The following is a 17,145-nucleotide window of genomic DNA, read 5'->3' on the forward strand; positions in this document are numbered from 1 at the left end:
CCGTGCAGCCGCCGTTTCCGGCGTCATACTCCTCGCCGCGTGGATCGCTTCCCTCATCGGGGGGCCCCAGTGGCTGACGCTTCCCCTGGAGATCGTTGCGCTGCTGGTTGCCGCGTGGACGTTCGTTCCTTCCACCCTCCGGCGCCTGGCGAAGGGCAAAATCGGGGTCGGCACGCTGATGACGATGGCCGCCGCCGGCGCGGTCGCCCTCGGGCAGTTCGAGGAAGCGGCAATGCTGGCCTTCCTCTACGCCATTTCCGAAGGCCTCGAGGAATACTCGCTGGCGAAGACCCGCCGCGGCCTGCGCGCCCTGCTGGACCTTGTCCCGGCCGAGGCGACCGTCCTGCGCGGCGGCATAGAAATCACCGTCCCCCCGGCAGAACTCATCCCCGGGGACCGGATGGTTGTCCGGCCCGGCGAACGTCTGGCAACTGACGGCAGGATCATCACCGGCCGCACGTCCCTGGACACCTCGGCGCTTACCGGTGAATCCGTTCCGGTCGAGGCCGGGCCGGGAAGCGAGGTCTTTGCCGGGTCGATTAACGGCACCGGTCCGCTCGAGGTTGAAGTGACCAGCACCGCGGAGAACAACTCGCTGGCCAGGATCGTGCACATCGTGGAGGCAGAGCAGTCCCGTAAGGGCCCGGGCCAGCGCCTGGCCGACTCCATCGCCAGCAAGCTCGTCCCAGGCATCCTGATCGCCGCCGCCCTGATCATCCTCTTCGGCTTTATCGTCGGGGAACCTCTGCTGTGGTTTGAACGCGCTCTCGTCGTCCTGGTCGCCGCCTCGCCCTGCGCACTGGCCATCTCCGTTCCCGTCACGGTGGTCGCTTCCGTGGGTGCGGCCAGCCGCATCGGCGTGCTCATCAAGGGCGGCGGCGCCCTGGAGACCCTCGGCAAAATCCGCACCATCGCACTGGACAAGACCGGAACGCTCACCCGCAACAAGCCCGCCGTGATCGAGGTAGCCGCGACCGGCACCGCGACCAGGGAACACGTCCTGGCCCTCGCTGCCGGCCTGGAGGCCCGCAGCGAGCATCCGCTCGCCCGCGCCATCCTCGCCGCCGCCACGGACCGGGCGGCCGTCACCGATGTGGACACCATCCCCGGCGCCGGTTTGGAAGGCCGGCTCGACGGCAGGACCGTCCGTCTCGGCCGCCCGGGCTGGATCAACGCCGGACCGCTGGCCGCCGAGGTCGAGAGGATGCAGCACGCAGGTGCAACGGCTGTCCTGATCGAGGACGACGGCCAGGTTATCGGAGCGATCGCCGTCCGTGATGAGCTGCGGCCCGAAGCCCGCGACGTCATCGCCCGGCTCACTGCCTCCGGCTACACCACGGCCATGCTCACCGGCGACAACCTCATCACAGCCACAGCGCTGGGCAAGGCCGCGGGCATCACCGAGGTTCACGCCGACCTTCGCCCCGAGGACAAAGCGGAAATCATCCGGACGCTCCAAAACCGCCAGCCCACCGCGATGGTCGGTGACGGCGTCAACGACGCCCCGGCCCTGGCGACCGCCGACACCGGCATCGCAATGGGTGCCATGGGCACCGACGTCGCGATCGAAACCGCCGACATCGCCCTGATGGGCGAGGACCTGAACCATCTGCCCCAGGTGCTGGACCATGCACGCAGGACCCGGCGCATCATGCTCCAGAACGTCGGGCTGTCCCTGCTGCTGATCGCCGTGCTGATCCCTCTGGCGCTGTTAGGAATCCTCGGCCTGGCCGCCGTGGTCCTGATCCACGAACTGGCCGAAATCGTGGTCATCGCCAATGGCGTCCGGGCTGGCCGGATCAGCCGCAAGACCGAGTTCACGTCCGCCCGGCCCTCCCCTGCACTGGAACCGTCAGTATGAGCGCCGACGCGACCACCCGGCCCGTCGTGCCGGTTCCGTCGGCCCGACGGTTCAGGACGGTATTGCTGCTTTGGGCAGCCCTCCTGGCCGGGGCCGACCTCACCGTCAAGGCTCTGGCCGAAGCCGTGCTTTCCAACGGCATGACGACCGACCTGGGCCCAATCAGCGTCCGGCTGCTCTATAACCGCGGTGTCGCGTTCAGCCTCGGCGCGGACCTGGCACCCTGGATCGTCATCGCCGCCACCGGTCTGATCATCGCAGCCCTGACCTGGTACACCGTCTCCTCCGCTCCTGCCATGACCGGCCTCTCCCGGGCAGGAGCGGTCCTCCTGCTCGGAGGAGCCGTCGGGAACTTCATTGACCGGCTCGACGGGAACGGTGTCGTGGACTACCTTCACAGCGGCTGGTTTCCCACCTTCAACCTCGCCGACGTCTTCGTCACCACCGGCGTAGTCCTGTTGATCCTTGGCACCATACGGTCCCCGCCAACACGGACCGGCGATTAGCCGCGTCCTGCCGTTCACCGGTCGCCCAACTGATCCGCCCCTGGGTAACAGGAAGATGAGACGGAAGGGCGATCCAGCGCAGCCAGGGTGGTCAGCGCCACCGGTATCCCCAGCGCCAGCGGCGCCGACTACAACGCCACGTACTCCCCCGGTCCTCCGACGCCGCGGCTGCAACCCCGCCACACCACGCACCGGGACGACCGACCTGAAAGGAAACCACACCCTATGACCAGCACCACCGATTCCGCCGGGAATGTGAAGTTAACCGGCGACGTCAATACGCATAACACCACCCAACCGGACCAGCCCCGCATGACCCGCGACAGGCCGTTCGGGTGGCTCCTGGTCATCTCCGGGCTCATCGGTTGGCTGGCCTCCGGCGCCCTGGTGCTGGAAAAACTCGAAGTACTGAAGAACCCCGCCTACAAGACCGCCTGCGACATCAATCCCTGGATTTCCTGCGGCCAGGTCATGCAGACCTGGCAAAGTTCCGTTTTTGGCTTCCCCAACATGTTTATTGGAATCGTCGCGTTCGCCGTCATCGTCACCACTGGCATGGCCTTGCTCGCCGGGGCGAGGTTTGCCCGCTGGTACTGGGCGGGGCTCCAGACCGGCGTCACACTAGGCTTCGCCTTTGTGGTGTGGCTGTGGTCACAGGCTCTGTACTCCATCCACATCCTCTGCCCCCTGTGCATGACAGTCTGGGCCGCGATGATCCCTTTGGTCGTGTGGGTGACCGCCCGAAACATCACACACGGAATCATCAAGGTACCCTCGGGCGCCGGCAGGATCCTCAGCGACTCGGGCTGGATCATCATCGCACTGCTCTACACGGCCGTGATGGCCAGCATCTTCTTCGCCTTCATCCAGGTTTTCATCGGCACGTCAGGCTTCTAAGGAGAGGTGCAGGCCCGCGCAGTGTCCGAGGGCCCGGGCCTTCGCTATACGCGGCCAGTTCCGGGCTGCCGGCAACGGCCGCGGACCACCCGGAACAACTTCTGGTCAGCCGCGGCGCGGACGATGCGTCCGGCGTGATCGTGTCAACTTGATTGGAGCCCACTAGGACAGCCCGAACGGTACCCACCTGAGCGATTTACCGGATCTATTGACGGCTCGAATGGTACCGGTGTGTGAGTGTTGATGGGGTTTGATGAATATCCGAGACTCAGGCTCCACGGGCTCGCAGCTGTCACGGAGCCGGCGGCGGGCGGCTGGCTAAGACTGCTGCTAAGCCTTGCGAGCGGGGAGCGCTGATGCTTCACTCGCGGGAGCTGCCACCGTCATGGCCGTGGCCGGTCAGGTTTAGTTGTGGCGACACCAGCGTTCTTATCATCGCGTTCGGTGGCTATCGTTTCTTCCGTCCGGCGTATCCCCGAGCGACTCGTCAGGACGCCCCTCCGTGTGGGCTTCAACGGTGTCGACGGTGTCGGCGCTTCCGGCCGTCGCTTCGGATCGTGGCCGGGATCTCAGGGCCAGGAAGAGACCGACGCCGGCGAGAAAGAGCAGAGCGGAAACCCAGGTGTTGACGCGCAGCCCCATGATCGTGTTGGCATAGTCAGTGCGCATCAGCTCGAAGGCAAAGCGGCCGGCTGTGTAGAAGACGATGTAGAGGGCGAACACCGAGCCTGCGCCGAGCTTGTACCTGCGATCCAGAAACAGCAGCAGCGACGCGGCGGCCACGCACCACAAGGACTCGTAGAGAAACGTCGGATGGAAGTATCCGAGGATCTCCGGGGTGCCATCGGCAGCGGTGAGCGCCTGGCCGGTGGCAGGGTTCATGGCGTGGATCTGGAGCTTCCACGGCAGGTCCGTCGGCTCCCCGTACAGCTCATTGTTGAACCAGTTCCCCCAGCGGCCCAGGCCCTGGGCCAGGAGCAGCCCCGGGGCGGCGGCGTCCGCGAATGCTGCCAAGCGGACGCCGGACCGGCGTGCCCCGATGGCGGCGCCGACAAGGCCGAGGGCCACGGCGCCCCAGATGCCGAGCCCGCCTTCCCAGAGCCGGAAAGCCCCCCAAGGATCCTTGCCCGGCCCAAAATACAGCTGGTTGTCTGTGATGACGTGATAGATTCTGCCGCCGATGATGCCGAACGGAACCGCCCACACGATGATGTCCAGGGCCTGCGCAGTTGTACCGCCCCGCGCCCGGAGACGGCGGGCCGTCAGCCAGGTCCCCAGGACGATGCCTGCCAGGATGCAGAGCGCGTAGAACCGTATGGTCAGCGGCCCGAGTTCGAAAGCGCTCACCGTGGGCGACGGTATGAAGAAATTCGGCAGTACAGAAGCTCGCAAGGAACCCGTCCTTTAGATCGGAGGAGAGGGCCGTCATGCCCTTCCAGATGGTTAGCGCCATGACAGCGGATGCATGGTCGCCCGGCACAGATCCGTCAGTCCAACACGCGTGCCCGCCACTGGCAGTCTCCGACCGCCTCAGGTCCTCACACTCAGCGCGGAGGACCTCATTACGCGGGCACCCGCTCTTCAGCCGGTGGATCATGGAAAACATCGGCGCCGGCAACTAGTATTATACGTGCACACGTAAGCACTTATTGTTGTTTTCCCGGTGTTCCAAGGAGTCCCTTTGATTGAAGTCCTGGCCGTTCCGGCCTACCGGAAGCTTTTTTCTGCCCAAGTCGTCGCCCTGCTGGGCACGGGTCTGTTGACGGTGGCGCTGGGCCTGCTGGCCTTTGACCTCGCCGGCGGTCAGGCCGGTGCCGTTCTGGGCACAGCCCTGACGATCAAGATGCTCGCCTATGTGTTCGTTGCCCCGCTGATGGCCGCCCTGGTCGAGCGGCTGCCGAAGAAAGCTGTGCTTGTCGGCGCGGACCTGATCCGGGCGGGTATCGCATTGATGCTGCCGATGGTGGACCAGGCCTGGCAGATCTATGTCCTGGTCTTCGTGCTGCAAAGTGCTTCGGCAACATTCACCCCGGCGTTCCAGTCGCTGATCCCGGTGGTGCTGCCGGATGAACGGCACTACACCCGGGCGCTCTCGCTCTCCCGGCTGGCCTACGACCTGGAATCCCTGGTCAGCCCGGCACTGGCCGCGGCGCTCCTGACCGTGCTGTCTTTCCACGAACTGTTCCTCGGGACCGTGGCCGGTTTCCTGTTCTCCGCGGCACTGGTAATCACGACCAGGCTGCCCGCATCACCGGCGGCCCGGCAGGAAGGGACCCTGTGGCATCGGACCACGCTGGGCACCCGGATTTTCATCAAAACACCGGAGCTGCGCGGACTGATGGCCCTGAACCTGGCCGTCGCCGCCGCAACGGCACTGGTGCTGGTGAACACCGTCGTCTACGCCCGGGACCTGTTCGGCGGCTCCAATACCGATGTCGCGATCGCCCTGGCCTGCTACGGCGCAGGGTCCATGGCCGTCGCCCTCTCGGCGCCCGGAATCCTGGACCGGCTATCGGACAGGGTCTTCATGAGGGCCGGGGCTGTGCTGCTTTCGCTCGGACTCGCCGCGGCGTTCGCTCTGCTCGCCGCTCCCGGGACCTGGCCGGTCCTGCTGGGACTATGGGCGCTGCTCGGTGTCGGGACCTCGATGATCAACACGCCCTCAGCGCGGCTGCTGCGCCGCGCGGCGACGGACAGCACCCGATCCTACATCTTCACCGCCCAGTTCTCGCTCTCCCATGCCTGCTTCATCATCACCTACCCTGTCGCTGGCTGGATCGGAGCGGCCGCCGGCCAGCCCGTGGCAGCCGCCGTGCTGGCCATCGTGGCTACAATCAGTGCAGTCGCGGCGTTCCGGTTCTGGCCTGCGGTATCCAAAACTGTCGCCGTACCGGAGACGATGAAAGGCTGAACCTGTGGAAAACGCACAACATGTCCCGCCGGTCAGCTTCCACCACCCTGACGCGCCGGATTCCCGCCGGCTGGACGCGGCCACGGCCACGTTCCGGATGCTCTCGGACCCCACCCGGCTGCAGATCCTCTGGCTTCTCGCCCAGGAATCCTGCGACGTCGGCTCCCTGGTGGAGCGAACAGGAGCCTCGCGGACCTCGGTCAGCCAGCACCTGGCCAAGCTACGCTTCAGCGGACTCGTCACCACACGAAAACTCAGCCGTCACGTCGTTTACAGCATCTCCGACGGGCACCTGACCCGGCTCGTCATGGAAGGCCTGAACCACGCCGACCACAAAGTCACTGGCGAACCCGCCCACGACTGACTCCGGCCCGGAGCCAAGCCGGACTGCAAATCTAGGGCGGTTCCTGCAGCTTCGGCGGCCCTGGCACCGGGGCACAAGTCCGTGGCCCGGTGCCAGGGCCATCTAGTGGTTCAAGCATTGGGACCACAGTGCCTACCAACCAGTGCGGCTTTCGGCAGCGGCGCCCTCGCCGACCGGAACTTTGTTACCCGTCCATCGGCGAGGGCGTCTACCCGCCGGAGGGCGGCATGCCAAGGGCCGGTGACGCGCTGCCCCCAAGGCAGCAACTCACCGGCCNGAGGCGGGGGTGTTCCTAGGCGCCGGCGCGTACGAACGTGACAGGCCCCGTTGCGGTCAACCACGACAGCGGGTGAACCACCGTCTGGTTTTTTCCGTTCATACCCGAGCTGACTACCTGGCCGTTGCCTGCGTAGATTCCAACGTGTCCGGACTGAACGACCATGTCACCCGGGGCCGGGGTGCCAACCGTCTTGCCGTATTTCATGAACGCCATAGGGCCTATATCGCCCACAGGGATGCCTGCTGCACCCAAGGCCTTTTCGACGAGGCGGGTGCAGTCCTGGATAAGGCCCAGCTGCGCGTAGGCGGCGGAAAGCATGGTGGCGTTGACTCCGCCCGCTGCCTGAGGGGCAGCGGCTGGCGCCGGTGCCGCCTGAACGGTGACCTTGGGCGCTGCGACCGGTGTCTGGGCCGCTGGCGTCTTGGCCACTGTTGTCTTGGCTGCCGGGGTCTTGGCTGCCGGTGTGGGCTGAGGGATTTCGGCGGCCGCCGGCGCTTCGATGACCGGCGCGGGGGTAGTGGTGACGGCCGGGCGTTCGAAGGATATCCGAACGCTGGCGTCGGCGCTGAGCGGGGCGGACGCCTGGGCGGTCACTTCCTGCGTTGAGGGCAGTGCCGCGTCCTGCTGGGCCGGAGCCTCGGCGGCCTGGGCAGCGATACCGCTGGATAAAACTAGGCCTGAAGCAACGGCGAGGACGGCGGCCTGCCGTCCCGCTCCGCCAAAGTTGTCTGCGGCAGACTTAGAAATATTCGCCAGCGGACTGGTGTGAACGGTAACCGCGCGACGGCGGCCATGAACGCGTGTGGACATGACAAAGTAGCCTCTCCCAATGCCTGCGGGGTTAGCTGTCGGATTCGGATGGGAGTCACCCGGCCGCAATTCCTGCAGATGCAGTAGCGCGGCTTCACCCCAAGGCCTGAACCAGGCCAAACGTGGTTTCCCCGTCTCTGCCGGACGAATTCTGCGAACGGATCCCCGGCAGCGGCAGAGTTAGGCAATCAACCCGGGAGTGCCGCCCTGGAGAGAATCGGCACGAAAGCGACCGTACCCTAAATAAGAGCTGATTGTCACATTCTGATAACGCAAGGCGATAAATATCACAGCCCTTAGGTGCAGGCGGGCAGAAAAGGCGGCCGACCCAAGCTTCTTTTCAAGTCACGGGGCTGCCTGCTGGGACTTGCATTTGCTGACAGAGGGGTGTCTCACTTCCGTGAACCCCGTACACTCCCCCGCTGCTCGTACCCGCGGAAGGCCACCTAACCGGACCATCCTTCTGTCGTCCCAAAAGTGCGCCACGACCATCCGTTTCACGGACAATATTTGGTACGGGCCACGGCGGTCACTGGTTGCGCTAGCGGTCACTTTCCGCCTGGCCCTAAAGAATCCCACGGCACACCGAAATGACGCCTGGAGGCCGTCCAGGAAACGAAACTTCGGCAATCCGAAAAACATGTAAACGCATGAATCTGCGGCGGATATATGGAAGACTTGTCTTATCGAAGGGGAGTAGTTCCCACCGTCCGCGCATCGCGGACGCAGCGGCGCATCGACATACTGGCATCCTCCTACAGGTTGCCCGGTGCGCCACCCGGCTAGCAGGTGCCGGGCGAGCGAGACCTTCGGTCAGACATCACTCTGACCGGAGCTCCCCGAAAATTATGGGTCCGGTCAAGGGTATTGCCTTGAGGATGACCATGACCAACCTGCCCAAAACACACACCACACCGACTTCCCAGGCCGCCAGTCCTGCGGATCTTCGTCGCTGGCGCCAGTACCTGGCCGACGAACGGGCCGAGGCTGGCGTGTACCGGGACCTTGCCGGTCGCCGGACCGGGGAAGAACGGGAGATACTCCTGGCCCTGGCCGAAGCTGAAACCCGTCACGAACAGCACTGGCTGGACCTGCTCGGCGATAAAGTCGGCAAGGCCCGTCACGGAAGCGTCCGGACCCGGTTCGTGGGCTTTCTGGCCCGCCACTTCGGGTCCGTGTTCGTCCTCGCCCTGGCCCAGCGTGCCGAAGCGCGCTCACCGTACGCGCGCGATGTCCACGCCACTGACACCATGGCCGCCGACGAACAGATCCACGAGGAAATCGTCCGCGCACTCGCCACAAGGGGCAGGAACAGGCTCTCCGGCAGCTTCCGCGCCGCCGTCTTCGGCGCCAACGACGGGCTCGTCAGCAACCTCTCCCTCGTAATGGGTATCAGCGCCAGCGGCGCATCCAACGGCGTGGTCCTCCTCAGTGGCGTAGCCGGGCTACTCGCCGGCGCCCTGTCCATGGGAGCCGGCGAATACGTCTCGGTGCGTTCCCAGCGCGAACTGCTCGAAGCGTCAACACCGAACGAGGACGCACACACGCGGCTTCCGCACCTGAACGCAGATTCGAACGAACTGGCTCTCCTGTACCGCGCACGGGGCATGGCAGAAGAGGAAGCAACTGCCAAAGCCGCCGAGACGCTGCAAAACCCGCACGAGAAGCCGATCGTGGCTTCCCCTGAACACGACGAACACGAGGCGGTCGGCACCGGGCTGGGTGCGGCCACATCCAGCTTCCTGTTCTTCGGCTCCGGCGCCATCTTGCCCGTGCTCCCGTACCTCTTCGGACTGGAGGGCATCACCGCGCTCATCGTCGCCGGCATCATCGTCGGCCTGGCACTGCTGTCCACCGGCGCCATCGTTGCCCTGCTCTCCGGCGGGGCTCCGTTGAAAATGGCGCTACGCCAGCTCGCCATCGGTTACGGCGCAGCAGCCGTGACGTACCTGCTCGGGATGCTGTTCGGAACCAGCTCGGCGTAGATGACGCGGCAGAGCCGGCCCGATCACCCGTACACGGACAATTTTCGGGACCGACTTGTCAGTGGCCGCCCGTCAGCCTGCGCACGAAGGGTGCCTTCCCCAAGGCGGTCCGTTCGACGCGTTCAACAAGGCGTACGTCCACCGCGGTGTCTACTACACCGACTTCTTTGAGTGCGCCGGCTACGGCAGTCCGAACCCCATCGGTGGAGGCTCCGGGTGCGAGGCCCGCCAGGAGGACCCGGAGCCCTGCGGCCTCTTGGATGATCTGCCACCCCGAGGCGGCGGCCTGGTCCAGAACGTGGTGGAACACGATTGGATGGACACTTACTTCGCCTGCTTTGCCTGGGAGCTGCAGGACGTCTTCGATGCGCCCTTCGATGTCCTCCAGAACGGTGAAGGAGCGTCCGCAGGGGCAGCCCCGTCCGCCCAGTCTCACGGTGTCGGACATTTCGTAGCGGATCAGCGGCAGCGTGCGGGAGAACAGGACTGTGACGAGGAGCTTGGCTCCGGTTGTTCCCGCCGGCACGGGTTTCCGTTCTGGTCCACGGGTTCGATGATCAGCAGGTCCTCGTAGACATGGCGGTTCCGGTAGGTGCAGGGGGAGGCTATCCCGGCCGTTTCGGTGGCGGCGTAGACATCGAAGGGGGCACTTCCCCATGCCGTCTCCAGTTCCGATGCGGTGTGTGGGCTGAGCACTTCGGAGGCTGACATCACGCCCTGCGGGGCGATGCGCAGCCGGCCGGCCCGCTGCTCTGCCGCGAGTGGTTTCAGTGCTGAGGCGTAGCCGACGAGGACCCTGGGCTGGAACCGGTTGAGCGCGGCGACCGTCTGATCCATGGGCGCCGTGACGTCCAGGCGGACGGTGGGGACGAGACCGGATCGCAGGGATGCACCGACGACTGCGGACTGGTGTGTGGGGACGCGGGAGCTCACCAATGCCATTTTCACCGGACGGGTCGGGCCGGCGGAGATCCCGGCCCAGTCGTTGGCTCGGGCGTAGGAGGCCAGGATCGTGCCCCATTCGGAGCGGTTCCAGACGAAGGTCCCGCGCCGGCCGGTGGTCCCGGCCGTCGCCGCAGCCCACCACCGGCCCATCCACGGCCGCCCGGGGTCTCCCCCGCCCTGCGTCAGGGACAGAAGGTGGTTCTCCAGACCCGCCAGGCTCAGGTCCGGTGTCGTGACGGCCTCGTCGAAGTGCTCCATCAGGTCCGCTTTCGTCACGGACGGCAGCCGGTCCAGGGGGGCATCGTGCAGGCCGGCGTGATGGCGCCGGTAGAACTCCGAGCCCGCGTAGGTTGCGCGGCGCAGCTCGCCGCAGGGCGTGGTCCTGGTGGGCTGTGATCCGGGCGGCGTCCCAGTGGTCCCGTCTCCGCCAGGCAGCCCGCAGGAAAAGCACCCGGGAGACGAGGCGGAGGTCCATGGCGGTGGTCGCTTAGCGGTTCCCGGCCGGGGCAAGCGGCCGGTCAGCACGCGCGGTGGTGGCCTCGGGTGTTTCCGGCCGGGGCAGCCGGAGCCTCTTGAGCAGCAGGGCGTTGACGGCGACCAGGAAGCTGGACCCGGACATCGACAGGGCCGCGATCTCCGGGCTGAGGACAACGCCGGCAAACGCGAAGACTCCTGCTGCGATGGGCAGGGCTATCGCGTTGTACCCCACGGCCCAGCCCAGGTTCTGCCGCATCTTGCGCAGGGTGCCTTTGCCGATCCGCAGAGCGATCGGGACATCCAGCGGGTCCGAGCGCATCAGGACGAGGTCGGCCGTTTCGATGGCCACATCGGTGCCGGCGCCGATCGCGATGCCGAGGTCGGCCTGAGCCAGGGCCGGGGCGTCGTTGACGCCGTCGCCGACCATGGCGACTTTCCTCCCCGCCTGTTGAAGCTGGGCTATCTTGGCCGATTTGTCTCCGGGCAGCACCTCGGCGATGACGGTGTCGATGCCGAGCTGTGCGGCGATTCTCCGGGCGGTCGCTTCGTTGTCTCCGGTGAGCATGACGACCTCGATCCCGGTCTCGTGCAGGGCCGCGACGGCCGCGGCCGCGGTTTCCCTCGCGGCGTCGGCCAACGCGATCACCGCGGCGGCCTTGCCGTCGACGGCAACGAGGACGGCGGTCCGCCCAGTGTCGGCAAGTTCATCGCGGACCGCGGCCAGCGGGCCCAGATCGATGCCTTCGTTGGCCATCAGTCTGCGGTTGCCGACCATTACCCGGCGCCCGTCCACGGTAGCGCCAGCCCCGTGCCCGGGAACGTTGCGGAAGTCCGAGGCAGCCAGGACGGGTGCGCCGTGTTCGCGGGCGTGCCGGACCACGGCCGCCGCGAGCGGGTGTTCAGATTCCTGCTCCACCGCGGCGACCAGGGCCAGGAGTTCGCTTTCGTCGATTCCCTCGACCACGACGTCGGTGACTTCCGGTTCGCCCTTGGTCAGGGTGCCGGTTTTGTCCATCACAACGGTGTCGATCCGGGCCGAGACTTCCAGGGCGGTGGCGTTCTTGAACAGGACGCCGCGTTTGGCGCCGAGGCCGGTGCCCACCATGATGGCCGTCGGCGTGGCAAGCCCCAACGCGTCGGGGCAGGTGATCACAACAACTGTGATCGCGAACAGCAGGGCCACCTGGACTCCGGCGCCGAGGGCGAGCCAGGCGGCAAACGTCACCGTTCCGCCGATCAGGGCGACCAGAACAAGCCAGAACGCGGCCCTGTCGGCCAGGCGCTGGCCGGGTGCCTTGGAGTTCTGGGCTTCCTGGACGAGGGCCACAATTTGTGCCAGGGCGGTGTCGGCTCCGACCTTGGTGGCCCGGACCCGCACCGTGCCGGTGGTGTTGATGGACGCGCCGATCACTTCCGAGCCGATGGTCTTGGTCACCGGAAGGCTCTCGCCCGTGACCATGGACTCATCGACCTCCGACTGGCCGTCCTCAACCTCCCCGTCAACAGGGATTTTCGATCCCGGCCGGATCAGCAACAGGTCCCCGGTCTGGACCTCGGAGGTAGGGATCTCGACCGTGTCGCCGTCGCGGATGACCACCGCGACCGGCGGGGCAAGCTCGAGCAGCGTGCGGATGGCCTCGTTCGCCCCGCCCCGTGCGCGCATCTCGAACCAGTGGCCCAGCAGCACGAAGGAGGTCAGGACGGTGGCGGCTTCGTAGAACACTTCACCGCCGCCGGTGAAGGTGACCCAGACGCTGTAAAGCCACCCGGTGCCCACGGCGATCGCGACCAGGACCATCATGTCCAAGGTGCGGGCCTTTAGCGCCCGGTAGGCGCCGTCGAAGAAGATCCAGGCCGAGTAGAAAATGACCGGAAGGGACAGGATCAGCGCCATAACGTCGTCACGAAGCCCGAACGGGGTCGGCGCGGTGAAGCCGAACATGTCCCGGCCCATCGGGGACCACAGAGTCACTCCTACTGACAGGATGGCTGCGACAACGAACCGGTTGCGCATGTCCTTGACCATGTCATCCATCGACATTCCGCCGTGGTGTCCGCCGTGGCCCATCATGTCCTGCGGGGTCCGGGGCATCGCACCTTGCGGGCTGTGGCTGTCCGCCGGAGTATGGACATGGCCGGGGTGGGTTTCCACCGTTTCCGGCGCATGACCGGGGTGCATGGCCTGGTGATCCGGCTCCGTCGGGTACACATGCTCCATCGGTTGCGCCGTCCCGGCGGGGTGGACGTGCCCGGACGGATGGCCGGTTCCGGCCTTGCCAGCGGTGTCATGCCCCGGCGCGGAGGTGCGCCCTGTTTCGTCCATCGGGTAGCAAACGTGGTCGGGGACCGCTTCCCCTCGGCAGTGGTATCCGCAGTCCCGGATCCATCCGGAGATCTGCTGCACGGAAGTCACGGACGGGTCAAAGCTCACGGTCGCGGTCTGGGCGACCGGGTTCGCGTCCACGGCCGCGACGCCGGACCGCTGCAGCAGGACGTGTTCCACGACCGCTTTTGAGGTGGCCCATTGCAGGCCGCGGACTTCCACGACGGTGCGTTTCAGAAGCGCAGTCACTGCTCCTCCTTCTACGCCGGTGCTGCCCGGCGTGATGACTGGATCAGCAGTCAGATCGCGGCTGTTTGCCGGTTGGTGATCGGGTGCGGGGCTGGGGTCGGAAGACAAGGTGAGTCCTTTGGCAACGAGGGAATCCGGGGAGGGCTGCGGGCTCTGTCCACCCGTAGCCGGACCTTCATTGCGTAAGGGCTTTCGCCCGGGACGACGTTTTCCGGTTAAGCCGAACATATACCCCCTAGGGGTATCCGTCAACACCCTGCTCCACCATGGCGGCGGATGACGTTCGGCGCCCCTGGCGCCCTATCAGGATGTAGCCCCAGACGCCCATCGCTGCCTCCCGACGGCACCCAGGGGCACGAGTGCCCTTGCGGTTCACAATCAACCCGCCCGGCCTGCCGCATCAGAGTCTTTGATCCCCCTGCCTTGGCCTCGCCGGCCGTGGGTCAGGCCGCTTTCCCCGGGGGGAACTGCGGGACCTAAACCAGATGACGGGCACAAGCCTCGCCCAAGGGGTAAAGCGGGAGCCCCCAGATCCTTTGAACCACGCCAGGAACGCTACCCCCTCCGGGGACAGGGATAGCAGGATGGCGCTAATGACTCTTGCGGCTCATACCCCCAGGGGGTATCCTGTGAGTGTTGTCAGTGACGTGGTTTGTCCGGTCCCCAGGCCGCTACAGCCGTTCAACCACAACAGCCCCCTCTATCCCTCGCTTCGAAGGAAAACTGACATGTGCGGAACAACCGAAACACGAACCCAGCTCCCCCTGGCCTCCACTGCCGACCACGGCTGCAGCTGCTGCGCCCCCGCAGCCAAAATGCAGGCTGCGGTTCCGGGCGCCGGAACGTCAGAGACTCAGGCGTCCAGCGCGCAGTACGCCTTGGAAGGGCTGACCTGCGGGCACTGCGTCCAGACCGTCGAGAAGGCCGTGTCCCGGGTATCCGGGGTCCAGACAGCGGCCGTCGACCTGGTCCCGGGCGGCACGTCGCGCCTCAGCGTCACCGGCACCGCCAACCAGGAAGCGCTGACTGAGGCCGTGCGCTCCTCCGGCTACGCCCTGACCGGCGCGAAGTAGCGTCTCCACAGTCCCTTGGCTCCCCGGATGTCCACGGATTTCCTTGGGTGTTCAGTGGCCTCCGGTGTGCCCGCTAGTGTGGCCCGGTGTGGGCACCGGGCCCGGGGCCACGCCGCCTCCGGTGCCGCTGATGGCCGGGCCGATGACAAACGCCGACAGGGAGAACATGGCGGCGAAGACGGCCAGTCCCAGCGCCGGCGCTATCCAACTGCCGAACCGACGGTAGAGGCGGACCAGCATCGGAATGGATGCCAGAAGCCCGAGTGCCCCGAACAGTGCCGTGCCGCCGGATCCGGCCACCAGGGCGGTTCCGGCAAGCAGTCCGATGTGGTGCAGGACGTGCGGAAGGAGGCCCATGATCAGGCCCACCGCCCCGACCACCGTGTGCCACAGCGCGTGGAGCCTGCCCCGGACGGTCCGCCCCGGAGCCGTCCCGCCGTCGGGGACGGCCGGCAGATGCCGGTCGGAGGAGTGGTCACCGGTCACAGCCGCTGCTTTCGCCGGAGGGGTTCCCCTTGCGAATCAACGGATCACTCATCCCTCGCCGGCGGTCCGGGACCGGTTCCGGACCACGAGCACCGGGCAGGGGGCGTGATGGAGAACCTGGGTGGACACGGAACCGAGCAGCAACCCGGTAAACCCGCCGAGACCACGGGAACCCACAACCAGCAGGTCAGCGTTCTCCGCGGCCCGCAGGAGCACGGCGGCCGCGTTTCCCTGGACAACGTCCCCGGTCACCGTCACGCCCCCGCTCTCCACGCGCTTCAGGGCCTCGTTCTGGAGCTGACGCGCGGCCTGCGGGAAGACCTCCGGGTCCCAGACCATGCCTTCCATGCCAACGGTCGCGGGCGGGAACTCCCAGGCAGTCACGGCCCTGACCTGGCCGTTGCGCAACCGGGCCTCCGTGACTGCCCATTCCAGGGCCAGGCGCGACGGGGCAGAACCATCCACCCCGGCCACGATACTGAATACCCCGTCGCCGCCCATGAGCACCGCCCTCCGCCAAGTCCCGCAACTGTTGACCTCAGTGTGGTCCCCGCAAGCTTTTACCCGCAAGATCGAACATCCCGACCACGTGCACCGGCCGGCGACAGAAACAAAGTCCCTTACAGGATCGTTCTACCGGTACGTGCCCTGCCGCAGGGCCGGTAGCCTTGAAACAGAAAGCCCGCACAGGAAGGGAGGACCGTCATGACCGCACCGGCACCCGCCGCCGCGATCGCGTTCCTCCGCCGTGCGGGCCTGTTTACCGCGGTCCTGGCCCTTATCGCCGGGATTTTCGGTATGCACGTCATGACCGCCACCCATGCCATGCAGCCCCCGGCAGCGGCGGCAGCAACCGTCAGCGCCCATCACGACTCGTCCCCTGACGGCCACGCGGGAGAAGCTCCTGCAGGACCATCCTCTGCCCCGGAGATGCCCGCAGCTCAGGACGAAGCGGGCGCCCGGACCGCGCAGTGCACGGACTCGAACCACTGCACCAGCATGCAGTCCATGACTGCGGCCTGCACCCCGTCGGCGAAGACGGGCTCTCTGGCCGCCCCACTGCCGGGCACGGGAATCATCGCCCGGAACACCACCGCAGGGACGCAGAGCACGATCAGCGCGCTGTGGTCCTATCTCCCCGGCAGCCCTTCACCGGGCGAGCTCTGCATCAGCCGAACGTAAAACAGGGCCCCGCGCTGTGACCTGACCGGCGCACGCCCCTTGCCTGACTCACTTCTGAGCCCGGCGCATCACTGATGCACACACCCCCTGGCGCCCACGCGCCCCCTGACGTCTTGAAGGACCTATCAGCCATGAACAACACGAAGATTCTGACCCTTTCCGCGACCGCCATCGCCGCGGCACTCGCCCTCGCCGGCTGCTCAACCGGCCCCTCCGCACCGTCGGCCACCTCCAGTAGTCCCGCTTCCTCCGCCAGCTCCATGCCGGGAATGGGCCAGGGCCCCGGGATGATGTCCAGCAGTGCACCGGCCGCCGCTACCGAACACAACGAGGCCGACACCATGTTCGCCCAGGGAATGATTCCGCACCACGAACAGGCCGTGGAAATGAGCGAGATGATGCTCCAGAAGAAGGACATCCCCGCATCGGTCACCGACCTGGCCACACGGATCAAAGCAGCCCAGGCACCGGAGATCGAAACGATGACCGGCTGGCTCAAGACCTGGAACGAATCCGCGACCATGGGTGCCGGCCACACCATGGACGGCATGATGGGCGAGGGCGATATGAAGCAGCTCGAGGCCGCCCAGGGCACCGAAGCGGCCAGGCTCTTCCTGACGCAGATGGTTGCCCACCACCAGGGTGCCGTCATGATGGCCCAGACCGAAATGTCCCAGGGTAAGAACGCTGACGCGGTCAAACTCAGCAAAGACATCGTGACCGCCCAGGAAGCTGAAATCAAGGAAATGCAGGAACTGCTGGCTACCCTCTGACCGGTGCCCTTAGGCGCCGGCCC

The 17,145-nt window shown here is 66.4% G+C and carries 16 protein-coding genes and 1 riboswitch; of the genes, 9 read left to right on the top strand and 7 right to left on the bottom strand.

The annotated features are described in order from the left end of the window. The 3 genes from K789_RS0111820 to K789_RS0111830 all read left to right on the top strand — a co-directional run. The coding region (locus K789_RS0111820) for a heavy metal translocating P-type ATPase (protein ID WP_024366942.1) at positions 1–1,861 on the top strand (1,861 nt) is incomplete at its 5' end. After that, a complete protein-coding gene (gene lspA, locus K789_RS0111825; protein WP_024366943.1) occupies positions 1,858–2,367 on the top strand; it encodes a signal peptidase II in 510 nt (169 codons plus the stop codon). The genes K789_RS0111820 and lspA, both read left to right, overlap by 4 nt. A 225-nt stretch (positions 2,368–2,592) precedes the next feature. Then, the gene (locus tag K789_RS0111830; RefSeq protein ID WP_024366944.1) at positions 2,593–3,264 is read left to right on the top strand and encodes a vitamin K epoxide reductase family protein; all 672 of its coding nucleotides are present in this window, start codon (positions 2,593–2,595) and stop codon (positions 3,262–3,264) included. 432 nt (positions 3,265–3,696) lie between these two features. On the opposite strand, the gene lgt is transcribed toward K789_RS0111830, so the two are convergent. Continuing rightward, on the bottom strand, positions 3,697–4,656 hold the full coding sequence (lgt, locus tag K789_RS0111835; protein WP_024366945.1) for a prolipoprotein diacylglyceryl transferase: 960 nt from the start codon (positions 4,654–4,656) through the stop codon (positions 3,697–3,699). 289 nt (positions 4,657–4,945) lie between these two features. Between lgt and K789_RS0111840 the strand changes: the two genes are divergently transcribed. Together K789_RS0111840 and K789_RS0111845 are read left to right on the top strand one after the other, a co-directional pair. Further along, positions 4,946–6,175, top strand: coding sequence for an MFS transporter (locus tag K789_RS0111840; RefSeq protein ID WP_024366946.1), 1,230 nt, complete (start codon positions 4,946–4,948; stop codon positions 6,173–6,175). Positions 6,176–6,179: 4 nt separating this feature from the next. After that, positions 6,180–6,539 (top strand): ArsR/SmtB family transcription factor, encoded by a 360-nt coding sequence (locus K789_RS0111845; RefSeq protein ID WP_024366947.1) that lies wholly within the window; start codon positions 6,180–6,182, stop codon positions 6,537–6,539. A 292-nt stretch (positions 6,540–6,831) separates the two neighbouring features. Here K789_RS0111845 and K789_RS0111850 read toward each other — a convergent pair whose 3' ends face one another. Further along, on the bottom strand, positions 6,832–7,629 hold the full coding sequence (locus K789_RS0111850) for a hypothetical protein (RefSeq protein ID WP_024366948.1): 798 nt from the start codon (positions 7,627–7,629) through the stop codon (positions 6,832–6,834). Between the two features lie 6 nt (positions 7,630–7,635). Then, a riboswitch (cyclic di-AMP (ydaO/yuaA leader) is annotated at positions 7,636–7,826 on the bottom strand. 687 nt (positions 7,827–8,513) lie between these two features. Here K789_RS0111850 and K789_RS0111855 point away from each other — a divergent pair. Beyond that, positions 8,514–9,614 (top strand): VIT1/CCC1 transporter family protein, encoded by a 1,101-nt coding sequence (locus K789_RS0111855; protein ID WP_024366949.1) that lies wholly within the window; start codon positions 8,514–8,516, stop codon positions 9,612–9,614. A gap of 58 nt (positions 9,615–9,672) precedes the next feature. Here the strand turns inward: K789_RS0111855 and K789_RS26195 are convergent, their stop codons facing one another. From K789_RS26195 to K789_RS0111865, 3 genes are all read right to left on the bottom strand, one after another. Then, a complete protein-coding gene (locus tag K789_RS26195) occupies positions 9,673–10,140 on the bottom strand; it encodes a hypothetical protein (RefSeq protein WP_237739586.1) in 468 nt (155 codons plus the stop codon). Continuing rightward, complete coding sequence (locus tag K789_RS26200; protein WP_237739587.1) at positions 10,074–10,835, bottom strand: hypothetical protein; 762 nt, start codon at positions 10,833–10,835, stop codon at positions 10,074–10,076. Before K789_RS26200 ends, K789_RS26195 begins: the two co-directional genes overlap by 67 nt. 211 nt (positions 10,836–11,046) lie before the next feature. Then, entirely contained in the window at positions 11,047–13,608 is a 2,562-nt protein-coding gene (locus tag K789_RS0111865) for a heavy metal translocating P-type ATPase (protein ID WP_024366950.1), read from the bottom strand. 728 nt (positions 13,609–14,336) lie between these two features. Here K789_RS0111865 and K789_RS25445 point away from each other — a divergent pair. After that, complete coding sequence (locus K789_RS25445; protein ID WP_024366951.1) at positions 14,337–14,681, top strand: heavy-metal-associated domain-containing protein; 345 nt, start codon at positions 14,337–14,339, stop codon at positions 14,679–14,681. Between the two features lie 51 nt (positions 14,682–14,732). On the opposite strand, the gene K789_RS0111875 is transcribed toward K789_RS25445, so the two are convergent. Further along, positions 14,733–15,167, bottom strand: a complete 435-nt coding sequence (locus K789_RS0111875) for a hypothetical protein (RefSeq protein WP_024366952.1) — start codon at positions 15,165–15,167, stop codon at positions 14,733–14,735. A 48-nt stretch (positions 15,168–15,215) separates the two neighbouring features. Further along, entirely contained in the window at positions 15,216–15,668 is a 453-nt protein-coding gene (locus K789_RS0111880; RefSeq protein WP_024366953.1) for a universal stress protein, read from the bottom strand. A gap of 204 nt (positions 15,669–15,872) precedes the next feature. On the opposite strand from K789_RS0111880, the gene K789_RS0111885 reads away from it, so the two are divergent. Together K789_RS0111885 and K789_RS0111890 are read left to right on the top strand one after the other, a co-directional pair. Further along, the gene (locus tag K789_RS0111885; RefSeq protein WP_024366954.1) at positions 15,873–16,349 is read left to right on the top strand and encodes a hypothetical protein; all 477 of its coding nucleotides are present in this window, start codon (positions 15,873–15,875) and stop codon (positions 16,347–16,349) included. Positions 16,350–16,480: 131 nt separating this feature from the next. Continuing rightward, the gene (locus K789_RS0111890) at positions 16,481–17,122 is read left to right on the top strand and encodes a DUF305 domain-containing protein (RefSeq protein ID WP_024366955.1); all 642 of its coding nucleotides are present in this window, start codon (positions 16,481–16,483) and stop codon (positions 17,120–17,122) included. Positions 17,123–17,145: the final 23 nt, after the last annotated feature.

Origin of the sequence: Arthrobacter sp. TB 26, from assembly GCF_000427315.1 — a bacterium.
Taxonomy (GTDB): Bacteria; Actinomycetota; Actinomycetes; order Actinomycetales; family Micrococcaceae; genus Arthrobacter.

Excerpts from the sequence above, each read along its gene's own strand:
- K789_RS0111850 (WP_024366948.1), bottom strand. The coding sequence starts at position 7,629 with ATGTCCACACGCGTTCATGGCCGCCGTCGCGCGGTTACCGTTCACACC.
- K789_RS0111830 (WP_024366944.1), top strand. The coding sequence starts at position 2,593 with ATGACCAGCACCACCGATTCCGCCGGGAATGTGAAGTTAACCGGCGAC.
- K789_RS0111890 (WP_024366955.1), top strand. The coding sequence starts at position 16,481 with ATGAACAACACGAAGATTCTGACCCTTTCCGCGACCGCCATCGCCGCG.
- K789_RS25445 (WP_024366951.1), top strand. The coding sequence starts at position 14,337 with ATGTGCGGAACAACCGAAACACGAACCCAGCTCCCCCTGGCCTCCACT.
- K789_RS0111855 (WP_024366949.1), top strand. The coding sequence starts at position 8,514 with ATGACCAACCTGCCCAAAACACACACCACACCGACTTCCCAGGCCGCC.
- K789_RS0111880 (WP_024366953.1), bottom strand. The coding sequence starts at position 15,668 with ATGGGCGGCGACGGGGTATTCAGTATCGTGGCCGGGGTGGATGGTTCT.
- lspA (WP_024366943.1), top strand. The coding sequence starts at position 1,858 with ATGAGCGCCGACGCGACCACCCGGCCCGTCGTGCCGGTTCCGTCGGCC.
- K789_RS0111885 (WP_024366954.1), top strand. The coding sequence starts at position 15,873 with ATGACCGCACCGGCACCCGCCGCCGCGATCGCGTTCCTCCGCCGTGCG.